Genomic DNA, 11,322 nt, shown 5'->3' on the forward strand with positions numbered 1-11,322 from the left:
GCGGCAGAGGTGGGGAGGGGTTAGTCGACCTGGTAGTAGACGTAGCAGTTGACGCCCTGGGCCTTGAGCGACTGGTGCATGGCCTGCACCCCGGCGCTGTGCCGATTGCCGATCCCAGGCCACGGGGTGTCAAGGTGAATACCTTGCTGGTGATAGCGGCTTTTCTTCTGCACATAACCGGGCAGGGTGGGCAGCTGGCTTGCGCGCAGTCCCGGCACCGGGATTACAACGCGATCGAGATTCGCGCTGCCACCATCGTTGCTGCAGGCCGCTGCCGCAGCCTTGCCTGCCTCGATGGCGACCTGGACCTTCTCCGGCAGGCTGGCCAGCTCTTCTTTCGTCATGGCAATAGCTCTCCATGCCCACCTACCGGCAGGCTTGAGTTGTTGTAGGGGGAGGGGTTACTCGCTGTACTGCTTGCGGATGCGGCGGGCGATGGCGCGGAGCTCGAAGTCCATCTCGAACATCTCGTTGTTGTCCTTGCGCGAGACGACTGGCGACCTTGTGACGTTGCGTCCACCCAGGATCCAGGCGGCCAGCAGGATGAGCGAAGATTCGAGTTGGCGCCGAAGCCAACCTTTGTGCGGGATCATCGCGGCCCCCTGTAGATCAGGTAGGCCATGTAGGCGAGGGCGATCATAAAAGGTGTGCTCCGGCTTCCAGCAGGCCGTCTCGGTCTTCCCGAAGGCGATCGCGCTCGATCTTGAGCTGATCGCGTTCCCGGATGATTCCAGCGACCAAGCCATAGGTCGTTGAAATCGAAAGTGCTCCCGGCAGTATCGGCGGAAGAGGATCAGGGTCGACTACATTGCCTCGCAGTTTCTTATCGATCGACTCTACGATCTTGCTAAGTCGCTCGATCTCCGCGAGCAGGGCCAGAACAGAAGTAGCCTCAAGCTCCATCCAGTTACCATTGGCTGCGCCAGCCTCTGCCAGCACCTTCAACTTCGCTTTCTCGCTCACAGCTCATACCTCTCATCAATCCAGCGCCCAGGCGCCAGTACGGGTGTAGGTTCAGATTCAGTTTCGTGCGGGGAGAGCTGGCGCTCGTTGCCGACCAACTCAGGCTTCTGCAGCATCCAGTCGGGTAGGCAAGAAAGACCGGCGCGCGAGTCGTCTGACACCCAGCAAGTCACGCCCCGGGCGTCGTCATGCTTGGCAGTGGCGCCGGCAAATGGCCTGTCCCGCTTTTGCTGAGCTGCTTGCTCTGGGGTCGTTGGCTCGCAACCGACCAAGGTGGTCAGCAGCAGGAGGCAGAGGGCGAGGCGGTTCATGGCTGAGGCTCGGGGGATTCTTGGATCTCCTCGAACTGATACTCAATGATGACGCGCTCAGTCTTTCCGGAAACATTGATGAACTTGGCCTCATCCACCCAAGGGTAGGCGTCTGGGTCGCCGTGCTTTCCGCCTCCGCTCATTTGGCAGAAGGCGAGGGCGCGACCATCGGGCAGGATGAAGGCCTTCACGTCTACCTCGTAGTTCCTACCCCAGCTGTAATGGCACCATTCCGGAATGCCACTCACGGCTTCGGCCTCGTAGCGCACCTCATTGATGGCATCGTCATGCTCGTTTTCTTCGAAGACTACCTCCAGCAGATCACCCGGCGCCGCGGCGAGGAAGGCGAAGTCGACATCGGCGGACTGTCCTTCGTCGTTGGTGACCGTATAGGTGTAGCCGAACTCGAGGCCCTTTCGCATAACGAGCAGCATGGCGAGCTGGCTTGCGGTGAGGGTGTTGAGGGATTCGTGGATGTTTACGTCGAGCACAGGAAGTCCTTGGCCGCCATATCGCGGCTGTGTGAATTGATAGTTGTACGGATAAGTTTTCTTGTATCGAAGCTGTATAGCTTTAGGCGCCGGTTGTCTGGTTTAAGTCCAAAAACCAGAACCTCGAGTTGCCATTGCCGCTCTATTTATTACGCTTGAATTTCAAGCAAAACCCGAGCAGGAGGCGGTTATGAGACACAGAGGAGAGCAGTTCTGGGCATGGGCAGACCCGACTCTTCACCACCGCTGTCACGATGAAGTGCTTGATGATGGAACGAAAATTGACGTTCAAGTCCGTCTGTCACGGATCGGCGAAACTCAATTGTTCATCGGTGTTTATGCGGAGCAAGGAGCTCTAATCGTTGAGGAGTCTTACTACTCCCGCCCACAGGAATCGATGAGTCGCGCTTTAGTCTGGGGCGTTGGCCGGGCCAGGTCGTTTGCCGTTGGCGCGACTCCCATTAAATGCATCCAAACGGCGTAATCACTGGAGGCCGAAGCTCTAATGCTTCGGCCTCTTTACGTCCGCGCCATAGAGGGGAGAGGGGTTAAAGCGAAAAGAGTACAAATGTTCTCTTAAGTGCCAGGCCGGCACTTGAAGGCAAGCCAGATGTAGTGGCGACCCTTGGCGGTGACCTTGATCTTGTCGGCCTGTCGGTTCCAACTGATCAGGCGCAGCTCTTCAAGGACGCAGGTGATGGTATGGCCTTGGTGCCAGTTGGCCAGCGCCTTGATGCAGCCTTGAGCCAGCAAGCCACGGTAATCCGTGTGGCCGAAGTTGGTGCCATTGAAGCAGGCCTGCATTTGCTCGTCGGTCACAAGATCGGTGATAGCGTTGATGTTCGGGTCGCGGCGGTAGCAGGTATGCGTCATGGCTGGCGCTCCAAAGCCGCCCGGGCAATCGAGCCGTCTTCGACAAACCAGGCCTCATCCTCATGCCAGAGTATGTTCGCTGGCTCGCCGCTAACGTTATCCCAGTCACCGCGCATGTCTTCCGAGAAGTGATCTCGATCTGCGTAGAACTTCAGGGCGGCACGCAGCTCCTCAACTTCACCATCACGTGCCCTGAACGCCTTTGCGCCCTGGTCGGCCCTGTCACCGGCGCTGTAGCCGTCGGAGGTTGGTGGGTTGGCGTCGAGCAGGCCAATGCTGATGTGGCCTGGCTGCCCCGGTGGAATGTCATTGGAGAGCGTTCCGTTTGGTCGCAGGCGCACATCCCTTGGGTCGCGCTGGTGCTGGGCGGCTGGCTGGACAAGAACGGCGCGCAACTCAAACCCAAGCTGACTATCACTTGGCATATCTGTTAAGGCCGCGTCAATCAGGTCGCGTGGCACTCTGACCATCTGTTCGGTGTTGCTGGATAGGTTTTCTGTGGGCATGGGGATACCTCGTTGGTATATTTCGAATTGATAGGGGGTATGGAAATGGAGCAGAAAGAGATCGTTGGACTGGCGTCCAAGTTCAGGACGGCTCTTGAGAAATTAGCCGTTGAGCCAGAGGCATTCTGGAAGACGATTACCAATCGATTTCCGAATGGGTGTTGCGATGATGCCTCGATGCTTTTTGCCGCCTATTTAGCTGACCATGGATATCCAGGGGCAATGTGGGTCCACGGCGAGAATGGGGGTCGGACTTGTGAGCTCAAATCACACGTATGGCTGGAATTGGGCGGGCTAATCATCGATTTAACTGCGGACCAGTTCGGTGGGTACGACTTGCCAGCTGTGCTCGTGACCCCCTTCAGCTCATTCCACCAAGGATTCGAAGTTAAGAAAGGGCCGGAGATAGCAGACTTTCGCACCAGATATGCTGCAGATGAGAGGGCACTGCTTTATTTAAAAGCTATGTATCAAAAGGCCGTAAAACTTATGCCTTACTGATGCGCTGGGCGCGGTCGGTGTGAGTTAAGCAACCTTTGCGAGTGGTTCTGGCGAATAGTCCATCCACCCAACCTTCGGGGCCTTGGTCTTCTTGTTTATTACCGGCTTGCCAGCGGCATCGGTGATCACGCACTTAGCCCGAATCCGCAGATCGCGGCACTTACCGGTCTTCCTCGCAAGCTCAATGAACTGCTGGGCGTACTGCGGCGCATCGAACATCTGACTAAGCTGCTTAACCTTCTCGCCGGCCATGATCGCCGCCGCGCAATCGGCTACAGCCTGCTCCCATTCAGCCAGCGTCAGCTCTAGGGGGGGGGCAGCCAACTATCCCGCTCGGCTTGGTCGTCTTGGTGATCTTCCTGGCCTCAGCCAGCGCTACGTCGGCGGTCATGCCGAAGACTGCGAATGTGCTCATGGTTATCTCCAGGCAGCCACCAGCCTCGCCGGGGTGGCGTGATTCGTTGAAGTGGGGTATTGGTGTGCGGCCCGGCATGGAGCCGGATCAAGGAGTTGTCTATGGACTGTGCATTGATGGTGAACGTCGCTTCTCTTGTGTCCGGCGTTCTGTCGGCAGCATTCTGGGTAAAGTCAGCCGTGGTGAAGGCTCCGCCGCCGCCTGGGCTCGAGAACTCACCTGATATCGATTCATGGGATGCGACCATCGTCAACGGCGGCGAGCTGTACGGTACCCTCCGATTACAATCCAAGTGGAATAGTCGGGCCGCGATCGCGGCTGCCGTAACGGTATCGCTGCAGGCGCTAGCAACTCTACTTAGTAATTTTCCTGCGCAGTAATTCCATGCATGCGCCGCCCTCCGTAATGGTGGCGAGCTGGCGGCAATAAGGGGTATATATGGTGTAGTAATGAATGGGCTGGTCTGGGGGTGAAAATGAGTCGATATGAAGATTGTCTTGAGTTACTTTCAACTACTGAGGAATTTATCTCAAAGCTTGAGCAGGAATATTCAGAGGCAAAATCTAGTGATGAGATTTTAAATGTTCATCGCGTCTCAGTGAAATCTTGCCTTGAAAACATCCGGAGTGTATTCGAATATATTGCAATGGATGTTTACGAGTCTTACTCAAGAAAGAACTCTCGTATTTACTTTCCTTATGGTGAAGACGAGCCTAGCTTTAATCGCAGCCTAAATCGGAACATTCCCGGATTGGCAATCCAGGCGCCGGAGCTTTTGACGCTTGTCGAGAGCGTTCAGCCTCACAGATGCGGAGATAACTGGTTAGTGGAGTTCTGTAAGGCGACTAACTTTAATAAGCACAATCGACTGAGTCGGCAGATCCGGAAAAATTCCAGAAAAAGCACGGTTAAAATACCAGGCTTTATGCACCTAGAAGGCGTCGACAGCGTGGTGATGGAAAATATCACCATTAATGGCCACCCCTTGGTTAATGGGAGGTTGGTCATTGATAAGGACAGTCGTTTCAAAGACATGCGGAGCCAGATAAACGAGAACTTTTCGATTTCTCGAACGTTTGAATGGGTTGAGTTCAACCTAGAAGATGTCGAATACGACATTCATAAGCTTTTAAATCGTGCTCACTTGGAGGCAAAGCGACTGGCCATCGATGTAAGGGAGGTGATTTCAACCAAGGCCTAGTTGATCAGGCCGCTGCGGAGCGCCTGAGCTGGCTGATTAGCTTCATTGGCAGATTCTTGATAGTCAGGCTGGCATTGTCCTGGTCGAACTCAACGCGCTTGCCCAGTAGGTGCGCCTCGAAGCTGATCGACATGCCCTCGGCGCGTCCGGTGTAGCGGCGGTACTGGTTGAGAGTGCGCTTGTCGGCGGCGAAGCTTTCGGAGATCCCGTAGCTGCCTGCTCGGATGAAGTCGGCGAAGGTCTTCGGGCTGTCCTCGTTCAGCAGTTCGGAGAGATGGTCCAGGCTTATTGGCTCGCCAATCTTGCCTTGCGCCTGGGCGTAGGCCACCAGTTCGTGGCTCTTCTCGCTGGCTGTGTCGGCGGCCAGGTCTTCAGCTTTCACAAAGTCGGTGAACGCCTTCAGTAGGGTTCGGGTCTCGCCCGGGGCGTCGATCCCTTCTTGGCAGCCGATGAAGTCGCGGAAGTAGTCGGATGCCTTGCGGCCTTTCTTGCTCTTGATGAAGGAGATGTACTGGCGCGATGCTGGATTGTGCTTCCACTCGCTCAGGTTTATCCGCGCTACGAAGTGCAGAGTTCCGGTGTCCAAGTTCCGCGATACCGACACACTCAGGTCCGCAGCCACCGCCACCGTTTCGGCCTGCTGCAGGATGGCGATTGTCAGGTACTCGGTCATGCCTTGCTGGTACAGGGCGAACAGGATGTGCCCGCCAACGGCCAGGTTTGATTCCTCCATTAGCTTGGTGAGGTGTGCTGCTGCGGTGCGGGTGAAGTCGATGAACTCCGTATTACCACCGGTGAGCTTGGCCAGCCAGCCGCTGAAAGGGTAAGCACCGGATTCGCCATGGAAGAAACCCCAGGCCTTACCAGTCTTGGCGTTGTAGGTGTCGTTCACATCGTGCACCAGGTTCTCGATGGCCTGAGTCTCTGGCAGGTTTTCGCTGGCGAGGTGCAGAACGGCAGGGCTTCCGTCGGGCTTCTTGTCGATCTGGTGAATCACTGCGTGGCGAATGGGCATGGGTGTTTCTCCGTGGCCGGATGCGGCATGGTGGCAATTTGGTTTGGGATGGGGTATTACGGGTGACCGGCATGGGGCCGGGCCAAGGGGGTGAAGTTATGCTTCATGAAGATGATGACGGTAAAAGCGACTTCGTTTCGGAACTGCTGGGCGCCGATATGCTGGAAGGCGCCGCAGAGGGTATTGCTAAGCAATGGCTCGAGAAGGGCGAGCAATCGCTGAGCCCTAAGCAACTGCAGATTTTCGAAAAGTACGTGCTCGAAGCGAATGACCCAGGTGCGTGCAAGCGCGGGTGCGATATACCTTGGTCTGAGAAGTTCGAGGCCTTGGATAATGGCGGTTGGTGCAGCTACTGCGCTCACATGATCGACAAGGTCATGCGGGAGTGATGATCTCTTCGCCAGGGTCGCGTCTCAGTTCGGCCCGGCTGGCCTTGTCGAACTGACGCGCTAACCTCGTTGATATCTCAAAAGCTGGCGTGTCAGTTTGTTGCAGTCGGCGCGCTTGTTCTTCTGGGGAAGCGGCCAGGAACGACCGGTGCAGGTTTTGCAGTAGCTCCTGCAGTTGGGTGTAGCCGTGGACCTTCATCGCCACGGCCATTCCCGCCCGCGTTCCGGCAGCCATCTCCACTTGCATCCGCTCGATGCCAAAGCGTTCTGCTTCGGCCTTCTTCCTGCCGCGGTAGTCCGCTGAGTGCTTGGCTGCCCCTGTCTTCTTCTCGGCCATTGCCGATACCTCGCAAGCCGCTGGGCGGCAAGTTGATCCATTGCTGGCGCCGGCCATGCCGGACGCGGTTCATGCGCTTCACTTCAGCTTCCCTCGCAAAGGGAAGTCGATGCCGTGGTCATCGATCAGCCGGACCAAGTGGCCGTAGCTGATGCCAAGTTTCTGCGCCACCTGGTTCCGGGTGATGCCGGTACCGGCCAGGGTCTTGATCTGCTCGCAGTGCGCGGCTCGCTGGTCTTGGCGCTTCTTCTTTGCCGCTGTCCGGGCTCTACGCTCGGTGCTGCTGACCAAGAATGTGATCAGGTGCGCCTTCGATAGCTGGAGAAGCCTGGCGCGCTCGATGCCGCTAGCCTCAACCGCTTCGGTGAAGGTGTGGGTCTTGGCCAGGTCGCGCACCAGGTTGATCTCGGCACGACTGCCAGGCTTCGGTGGGCCGCTTTCCTCGACCACTGCGTCAGCTGCAATCGGCCGGGTAGGGCGCGGCTCGAACGAAGGGCCGGGCAACTCCTTTGGCTTGCCGCCGCTGGCAAAGAACTGGTCAATGCTGGCGCTGAGCTGATCCAGCACCTGCTGGCGCTCATTGGGGATAGGGTCGACGATCATTGCCGTCCGACCAGCTTGCGCGCTGCAGCTGCCTCCATCGCGTCGACGAACTGCATCGCAGCTGGGTACTTGTAGGCGAAGCCCTTGGTCGCACCGGTGGCGATCTCGATCACATCCCAGGTGCTGCCATTGCTCACGGCCTGGAAGAGAGGGGCGGAATGTCCGACCTTGGCGTGCGCTTCGGCTCTAACTGCCTTGCTGCGCTCGAGCAGAGCCGCGAGCACGGCAATCTTCTGCTGGAAAGCAGGGTGCATTGCAGTTTGCATAATGTCTTCCTCAGTAGGATCAAGCGTGCAGGTCGAAGGACTCGGCCTTGCGGATGATTCGAACCTGGGCGATTCTCCGTTCAGGTACGCGGCGATCGCGGCGCATCGGATCGGCATCACCCATGACTGCGTGCATGGCCATCAGTGCGGCCAGTACAAAGCACATCGGGCTGATGATTTGTTGGCGCATCGCCTTGGTGACGGCCTCTATACGGCGCCCGGCTTCAAGCTTGAAAAGCGCGTTCTCGATGCGGTTGGCCGCGGTGCCTGGGCTAACTGCCATCTGTCGGGCGATTTCTTTGGTGGTGAGGCCTTGGGCCACCCACAACAGTGCTTCAAGTTCACGGGGTGCCAGCGCCTTTCCGAGCTGACCAATCCATGAGCCGCAGGTGATCGTTTCCATGAAGTGTCCTCGGTGGGCTGCATTGGGGGCCAATCTCCAGGGCAAACTGGGTGTCGGGACGGGCTGCCGAAGGGCGGCCCGCGATCCTCGCTCACAATTCACGGCGATCAACCCGTGTTCAGATTGGCTTCCGATGCAGCCTGGTGATGGGGGGCCAGGTGATCGGGCAGTTAACGTCAGGCCGACGTGGCGCTGGTTGTTCAGTCGTCCTCGCCCTGGCTCAACATCTTCTCGATGTCTGCCGCCGTGGGCTTGTTCCAGTTCTTGATCTGGCCTGTCTCGAGGTCGATGTTCAGGATCAGGTAGTCGCCGTAGTGGGCGCCCGGGAAGAAGTCGGGCACGTAGCCCTCATAGCTACCCACCTCGTCGCCCTGCGCGTCCTGGAGGCCTGCGGCAAATCCGTCGCGCACCTTGATGTGAAGGCGAAGTTCGGTCACATCGACCTGAGCCGTTTTCTGTTGGTTGATCTGCATGCTGCGTTCCTCGGTTGATTTCCCGTCTGGCCCTGTCACCAAGGCCAGCCAGTGAAATCTGGTGTTTCTTTCTCTCCGACCGCGACCCTGGTCCGCCGGATAACTGTTCTTGGCGCTTTACGCTGCACGCCTGGGTCAGTTGCCAACCCTCTGGACTGTTGAGGCCTGTCCATCGCTGCCTTTGTTGCGGGCCGGTGGTGATCCGGCATCGCTTGAGAGAAATTTAAGCAAACTGAAATTATTGAGTCAAGCATGCTGAACAAATAATTTCAGATTGCTGAATTTAATCGACGTAAAAAAGCCCGCGCATTGGCGGGCTAACGTTCAAATGGCGTCGGTGAACTCGCGCCAACCTATGCGGATCGCGCCGGACTGCAAACGCTCGACGCGGATTCCGTGGGTTCCCTCGAGCTCTTCGATCAATCGGTCCCAATCGCTGGAGGCCTCTAATGGATCAGGCAGTACATCAATAACCTGAATCTTTTGCACGTGAGGTGAACAGATAAGGCGCTGGATTCTCTGACCTAGGCGCTCATAGGAAGAGCCAGGCGTTTGTGAGAAGGCGAGGGGCGGCATGTACGAAAACTCCATTTACTGTATATACATACAGTTATTCGATTTCAAGGAGCTTTGCAATAGGGGTAGGTATGTAAAGCTACTTGTCAGGTAAGTTTTTCGAGCGGGACCATATTTCATAAGGCACAAAAAAGCCCGGCTAACCGGGCTTGTGTGAGAGTACAGGCTTCAGAGCTTCATCATTGCGCGAACCACCACGCCCACGATGCGACAATTTTCTGCGCACATCTCAACCGGATATGCCGGGTTCAAAGGCTTCAGGAAGCGCCGTCCACCATCCTCCACCAGCTTCTTGAACGTGGCTTCGTTGCTATCAGAAAGCTTTGCTACAACGAGCTTTCCGGAGATCGCTTCAGCCTCGGTGTCGACCAGGATCATCATTCCTTCAGTGATGCTGGTGCCGACCGGCGATGTCATCGAGTCGCCTTTGACTTCCAGCCAGAACGCAACACCTTTCGAGTTGTAGTCAGAGATCTCATAGCGGTCAGAGAATCCAGGCGGGAAGGGCTCCACAGCCTCAGCCCAGGCACCTGCAGCGACCCAGCTTATGACTGGATAGCGATAGGACATTTTCGGTTGCATTGCCGGAGCAACATTACTCGGCTCGGGGCTATCGATTTCAGGCCCTTCCCCGATGGCAAGCCATTCAGCGCGGAACCCGGTCGCCTTCGCCAGGGCGTAGAGGTTCTCTGGTCTTAGGCTTTTACTTTCGCCTGAGATCCATTGAGTAACAGCTGAGTTCGCGACGCCACATTCGGCCGCGATCTCCCCCTTTTTCTTGCCGCTGACCGCAATGGCTTTGGCTATTCGCTCATGTCTTTCCATGGCACCGATATTAAGTTAACTGAATTTAAGTATGCAGTTGTCTTCGTGCTCCGTTGACGCATAAACTTAAGCATGCTGAAATTGGCTTACGCACGAACGAGGATGCGCAATGAAAACGCGTGAAGTAGCCGATTTTTTCGGTAGCAAGAAAAAGCTGGCGGATGCCCTGGGGATCCAGCCTAGCGCGGTAACCATGTGGGGGGAGTTTGTCCCTCAGTCGCGCCAGTACCAGATCCAGGTGCTTTCCAAAGGCCGCTTTCAGGCCGACCACAAGCCCTCTTAGGCCGATGAAGCGAATTATCCATCTCCTGGCATTGCGCCAGTAGATGACCAAAACACCTGCTGATCCATCCAGTACTCAAATCGCAGACACAAAAAAGCCGGGAGGCACCCCGGCTTCTTCACTGCACACAACGAGGTCGATTATGCACACCGCACTCGATGCTAGCAACACTAAGGAGAGAACGTCAGTTTTTGGTAATACGCCAAATCTGACGCGTCAGGTCATGTCGTCACGGGAGATAGCCGAGCTGACCGGCAAGTCCCACGACAACGTGCTGCGGGACGCCCGCGCCCTGGTCAAACAGGGTGTCCTCAAATCTGAGGAGACCCCCTACACCCACCCGCAAAACGGCCAGGCCTATCCGGAATTCTTGCTGAGCCAGCGTGACACCCTGGTGCTGGTGTCCGGTTACAACGCCCAGCTGCGCGCCAAGATCATCGACCGCTGGCAGGAGCTGGAGGGCAGGGTGGTCGCTCACCTTCAGGTGCCGACTAACTTCGCCGAGGCCCTGCGCCTAGCTGCTGAGCAAGCCGAACAGAATCAGCAGCTGCAGCAGGTCATCGACCACCAGGCGCCGAAGGTGGCCGCTATCAAGCGCCTGGCTGCTGCCGGTGGTGCGATCTGCATCACCGATGCCGCCAAGCACCTGCAGCTTCAGCCTTCGAAGCTGTTCGACTGGCTTGAGCAGCATCGCTGGATCTACCGCCGTAAAGGCTCCCGGCGCTGGATTGCTTTTCAGCCGCGGATCACCACCGGCCTGATGAAGCACAAGGTTACTGATCTGAAACCAGACCCGGAAACCGGCTTAGACCGTGCCGCGTTTGACGTACTGGTGACGCCGAAAGGTCTGAGTCGTTTGGCTGAGCTGCATGCTGAGGGTTCGCTGTGAGT

23 protein-coding genes are annotated in these 11,322 nt (G+C 57.0%); 7 read left to right on the forward strand and 16 right to left on the reverse strand.

The genetic code is table 11. The features are described 5' to 3' along the window. Nucleotides 1-20: 20 nt before the first annotated feature. Genes ACRESH_RS17330 through ACRESH_RS17350 form a run of 5 tightly spaced genes read right to left on the reverse strand, consistent with a single transcriptional unit; the run spans nt 21 to nt 1,765 of the window. Entirely contained in the window at nt 21-344 is a 324-nt protein-coding gene (locus tag ACRESH_RS17330; protein ID WP_431743124.1) for a hypothetical protein, read from the reverse strand. A 57-nt stretch (nt 345-401) separates the two neighbouring features. Continuing rightward, nucleotides 402-593 (reverse strand): hypothetical protein, encoded by a 192-nt coding sequence (locus ACRESH_RS17335; protein ID WP_431743125.1) that lies wholly within the window; start codon nt 591-593, stop codon nt 402-404. 43 nt (nt 594-636) lie between these two features. Further along, a complete protein-coding gene (locus tag ACRESH_RS17340) occupies nt 637-963 on the reverse strand; it encodes a hypothetical protein (RefSeq protein ID WP_431743126.1) in 327 nt (108 codons plus the stop codon). Beyond that, complete coding sequence (locus ACRESH_RS17345) at nt 960-1,274, reverse strand: hypothetical protein (RefSeq protein ID WP_431743127.1); 315 nt, start codon at nt 1,272-1,274, stop codon at nt 960-962. Before ACRESH_RS17345 ends, ACRESH_RS17340 begins: the two co-directional genes overlap by 4 nt. Then, nucleotides 1,271-1,765, reverse strand: coding sequence for a hypothetical protein (locus ACRESH_RS17350; protein WP_431743128.1), 495 nt, complete (start codon nt 1,763-1,765; stop codon nt 1,271-1,273). The genes ACRESH_RS17345 and ACRESH_RS17350 overlap by 4 nt, the downstream gene beginning before the upstream one ends. 190 nt (nt 1,766-1,955) lie before the next feature. On the opposite strand from ACRESH_RS17350, the gene ACRESH_RS17355 reads away from it, so the two are divergent. Further along, nucleotides 1,956-2,249 (forward strand): hypothetical protein, encoded by a 294-nt coding sequence (locus ACRESH_RS17355; protein ID WP_431743129.1) that lies wholly within the window; start codon nt 1,956-1,958, stop codon nt 2,247-2,249. 92 nt (nt 2,250-2,341) lie between these two features. On the opposite strand, the gene ACRESH_RS17360 is transcribed toward ACRESH_RS17355, so the two are convergent. Both ACRESH_RS17360 and ACRESH_RS17365 read right to left on the reverse strand, forming a co-directional pair. Beyond that, nucleotides 2,342-2,638 (reverse strand): hypothetical protein, encoded by a 297-nt coding sequence (locus tag ACRESH_RS17360; RefSeq protein ID WP_431743130.1) that lies wholly within the window; start codon nt 2,636-2,638, stop codon nt 2,342-2,344. Next, complete coding sequence (locus ACRESH_RS17365; protein WP_431743131.1) at nt 2,635-3,144, reverse strand: hypothetical protein; 510 nt, start codon at nt 3,142-3,144, stop codon at nt 2,635-2,637. Before ACRESH_RS17365 ends, ACRESH_RS17360 begins: the two co-directional genes overlap by 4 nt. Nucleotides 3,145-3,183: 39 nt before the next feature. On the opposite strand from ACRESH_RS17365, the gene ACRESH_RS17370 reads away from it, so the two are divergent. Then, nucleotides 3,184-3,645 carry a hypothetical protein gene (locus ACRESH_RS17370; RefSeq protein ID WP_431743132.1) on the forward strand — a complete coding sequence of 154 codons (462 nt, stop codon included), beginning with the start codon at nt 3,184-3,186 and terminating at the stop codon, nt 3,643-3,645. Nucleotides 3,646-3,669: 24 nt separating this feature from the next. Here ACRESH_RS17370 and ACRESH_RS17375 read toward each other — a convergent pair whose 3' ends face one another. Next, nucleotides 3,670-3,969 (reverse strand): hypothetical protein, encoded by a 300-nt coding sequence (locus ACRESH_RS17375; protein WP_431743133.1) that lies wholly within the window; start codon nt 3,967-3,969, stop codon nt 3,670-3,672. Between the two features lie 192 nt (nt 3,970-4,161). Here ACRESH_RS17375 and ACRESH_RS17380 point away from each other — a divergent pair, with 192 nt between their 5' ends. Together ACRESH_RS17380 and ACRESH_RS17385 are read left to right on the forward strand one after the other, a co-directional pair. Further along, nucleotides 4,162-4,440: a hypothetical protein gene (locus ACRESH_RS17380; RefSeq protein ID WP_431743134.1), complete on the forward strand. Its 279-nt coding sequence runs from the start codon at nt 4,162-4,164 to the stop codon at nt 4,438-4,440. Between the two features lie 95 nt (nt 4,441-4,535). Beyond that, complete coding sequence (locus tag ACRESH_RS17385; RefSeq protein ID WP_431743135.1) at nt 4,536-5,261, forward strand: hypothetical protein; 726 nt, start codon at nt 4,536-4,538, stop codon at nt 5,259-5,261. Nucleotides 5,262-5,265: 4 nt separating this feature from the next. On the opposite strand, the gene yejK is transcribed toward ACRESH_RS17385, so the two are convergent. Further along, the gene (gene yejK / locus ACRESH_RS17390; protein WP_431743136.1) at nt 5,266-6,276 is read right to left on the reverse strand and encodes a nucleoid-associated protein YejK; all 1,011 of its coding nucleotides are present in this window, start codon (nt 6,274-6,276) and stop codon (nt 5,266-5,268) included. A gap of 98 nt (nt 6,277-6,374) precedes the next feature. On the opposite strand from yejK, the gene ACRESH_RS17395 reads away from it, so the two are divergent. Continuing rightward, nucleotides 6,375-6,665: a hypothetical protein gene (locus tag ACRESH_RS17395; protein WP_431743137.1), complete on the forward strand. Its 291-nt coding sequence runs from the start codon at nt 6,375-6,377 to the stop codon at nt 6,663-6,665. Here the strand turns inward: ACRESH_RS17395 and ACRESH_RS17400 are convergent. The 7 genes from ACRESH_RS17400 to ACRESH_RS17430 all read right to left on the reverse strand — a co-directional run bounded on the left by ACRESH_RS17400 (nt 6,652) and on the right by ACRESH_RS17430 (nt 10,148). Continuing rightward, nucleotides 6,652-7,002 (reverse strand): hypothetical protein, encoded by a 351-nt coding sequence (locus ACRESH_RS17400; protein WP_431743138.1) that lies wholly within the window; start codon nt 7,000-7,002, stop codon nt 6,652-6,654. The two genes, ACRESH_RS17395 and ACRESH_RS17400, sit on opposite strands and share 14 nt — an antisense overlap. Nucleotides 7,003-7,080: 78 nt before the next feature. Beyond that, nucleotides 7,081-7,605: a hypothetical protein gene (locus tag ACRESH_RS17405; RefSeq protein ID WP_431743139.1), complete on the reverse strand. Its 525-nt coding sequence runs from the start codon at nt 7,603-7,605 to the stop codon at nt 7,081-7,083. After that, nucleotides 7,602-7,871 carry a hypothetical protein gene (locus ACRESH_RS17410; RefSeq protein WP_431743140.1) on the reverse strand — a complete coding sequence of 90 codons (270 nt, stop codon included), beginning with the start codon at nt 7,869-7,871 and terminating at the stop codon, nt 7,602-7,604. Before ACRESH_RS17410 ends, ACRESH_RS17405 begins: the two co-directional genes overlap by 4 nt. 19 nt (nt 7,872-7,890) lie before the next feature. Then, nucleotides 7,891-8,274: a response regulator transcription factor gene (locus tag ACRESH_RS17415; RefSeq protein WP_431743141.1), complete on the reverse strand. Its 384-nt coding sequence runs from the start codon at nt 8,272-8,274 to the stop codon at nt 7,891-7,893. A 200-nt stretch (nt 8,275-8,474) separates the two neighbouring features. Beyond that, the gene (locus ACRESH_RS17420; protein WP_431743142.1) at nt 8,475-8,747 is read right to left on the reverse strand and encodes a hypothetical protein; all 273 of its coding nucleotides are present in this window, start codon (nt 8,745-8,747) and stop codon (nt 8,475-8,477) included. A gap of 324 nt (nt 8,748-9,071) precedes the next feature. Continuing rightward, nucleotides 9,072-9,323 carry a DUF1654 domain-containing protein gene (locus ACRESH_RS17425; RefSeq protein ID WP_431743143.1) on the reverse strand — a complete coding sequence of 84 codons (252 nt, stop codon included), beginning with the start codon at nt 9,321-9,323 and terminating at the stop codon, nt 9,072-9,074. A 168-nt stretch (nt 9,324-9,491) separates the two neighbouring features. Then, on the reverse strand, nt 9,492-10,148 hold the full coding sequence (locus ACRESH_RS17430) for a LexA family protein (protein WP_431743144.1): 657 nt from the start codon (nt 10,146-10,148) through the stop codon (nt 9,492-9,494). 109 nt (nt 10,149-10,257) lie between these two features. Between ACRESH_RS17430 and ACRESH_RS17435 the strand changes: the two genes are divergently transcribed. Further along, nucleotides 10,258-10,431: a Cro/CI family transcriptional regulator gene (locus tag ACRESH_RS17435; RefSeq protein ID WP_431743145.1), complete on the forward strand. Its 174-nt coding sequence runs from the start codon at nt 10,258-10,260 to the stop codon at nt 10,429-10,431. A gap of 223 nt (nt 10,432-10,654) precedes the next feature. Then, nucleotides 10,655-11,320, forward strand: coding sequence for a Rha family transcriptional regulator (locus tag ACRESH_RS17440; protein ID WP_431743146.1), 666 nt, complete (start codon nt 10,655-10,657; stop codon nt 11,318-11,320). Nucleotides 11,321-11,322 lie beyond the last annotated feature (2 nt).

Origin of the sequence: Pseudomonas sp. (assembly GCF_050739775.1) — a bacterium.
Lineage (GTDB): Bacteria > Pseudomonadota > Gammaproteobacteria > Pseudomonadales > Pseudomonadaceae > Aquipseudomonas.

Excerpts from the sequence above, each read along its gene's own strand:
- ACRESH_RS17380 (WP_431743134.1), top strand. The coding sequence starts at position 4,162 with ATGGACTGTGCATTGATGGTGAACGTCGCTTCTCTTGTGTCCGGCGTT.
- ACRESH_RS17430 (WP_431743144.1), bottom strand. The coding sequence starts at position 10,148 with ATGGAAAGACATGAGCGAATAGCCAAAGCCATTGCGGTCAGCGGCAAG.
- ACRESH_RS17405 (WP_431743139.1), bottom strand. The coding sequence starts at position 7,605 with ATGATCGTCGACCCTATCCCCAATGAGCGCCAGCAGGTGCTGGATCAG.
- ACRESH_RS17330 (WP_431743124.1), bottom strand. The coding sequence starts at position 344 with ATGACGAAAGAAGAGCTGGCCAGCCTGCCGGAGAAGGTCCAGGTCGCC.
- ACRESH_RS17360 (WP_431743130.1), bottom strand. The coding sequence starts at position 2,638 with ATGACGCATACCTGCTACCGCCGCGACCCGAACATCAACGCTATCACC.
- ACRESH_RS17385 (WP_431743135.1), top strand. The coding sequence starts at position 4,536 with ATGAGTCGATATGAAGATTGTCTTGAGTTACTTTCAACTACTGAGGAA.
- ACRESH_RS17355 (WP_431743129.1), top strand. The coding sequence starts at position 1,956 with ATGAGACACAGAGGAGAGCAGTTCTGGGCATGGGCAGACCCGACTCTT.
- ACRESH_RS17435 (WP_431743145.1), top strand. The coding sequence starts at position 10,258 with ATGAAAACGCGTGAAGTAGCCGATTTTTTCGGTAGCAAGAAAAAGCTG.
- ACRESH_RS17420 (WP_431743142.1), bottom strand. The coding sequence starts at position 8,747 with ATGCAGATCAACCAACAGAAAACGGCTCAGGTCGATGTGACCGAACTT.
- ACRESH_RS17370 (WP_431743132.1), top strand. The coding sequence starts at position 3,184 with ATGGAAATGGAGCAGAAAGAGATCGTTGGACTGGCGTCCAAGTTCAGG.
- ACRESH_RS17425 (WP_431743143.1), bottom strand. The coding sequence starts at position 9,323 with ATGCCGCCCCTCGCCTTCTCACAAACGCCTGGCTCTTCCTATGAGCGC.
- ACRESH_RS17415 (WP_431743141.1), bottom strand. The coding sequence starts at position 8,274 with ATGGAAACGATCACCTGCGGCTCATGGATTGGTCAGCTCGGAAAGGCG.
- ACRESH_RS17440 (WP_431743146.1), top strand. The coding sequence starts at position 10,655 with ATGTCGTCACGGGAGATAGCCGAGCTGACCGGCAAGTCCCACGACAAC.
- ACRESH_RS17410 (WP_431743140.1), bottom strand. The coding sequence starts at position 7,871 with ATGCAAACTGCAATGCACCCTGCTTTCCAGCAGAAGATTGCCGTGCTC.
- yejK (WP_431743136.1), bottom strand. The coding sequence starts at position 6,276 with ATGCCCATTCGCCACGCAGTGATTCACCAGATCGACAAGAAGCCCGAC.
- ACRESH_RS17395 (WP_431743137.1), top strand. The coding sequence starts at position 6,375 with ATGCTTCATGAAGATGATGACGGTAAAAGCGACTTCGTTTCGGAACTG.
- ACRESH_RS17345 (WP_431743127.1), bottom strand. The coding sequence starts at position 1,274 with ATGAACCGCCTCGCCCTCTGCCTCCTGCTGCTGACCACCTTGGTCGGT.
- ACRESH_RS17400 (WP_431743138.1), bottom strand. The coding sequence starts at position 7,002 with ATGGCCGAGAAGAAGACAGGGGCAGCCAAGCACTCAGCGGACTACCGC.
- ACRESH_RS17335 (WP_431743125.1), bottom strand. The coding sequence starts at position 593 with ATGATCCCGCACAAAGGTTGGCTTCGGCGCCAACTCGAATCTTCGCTC.
- ACRESH_RS17365 (WP_431743131.1), bottom strand. The coding sequence starts at position 3,144 with ATGCCCACAGAAAACCTATCCAGCAACACCGAACAGATGGTCAGAGTG.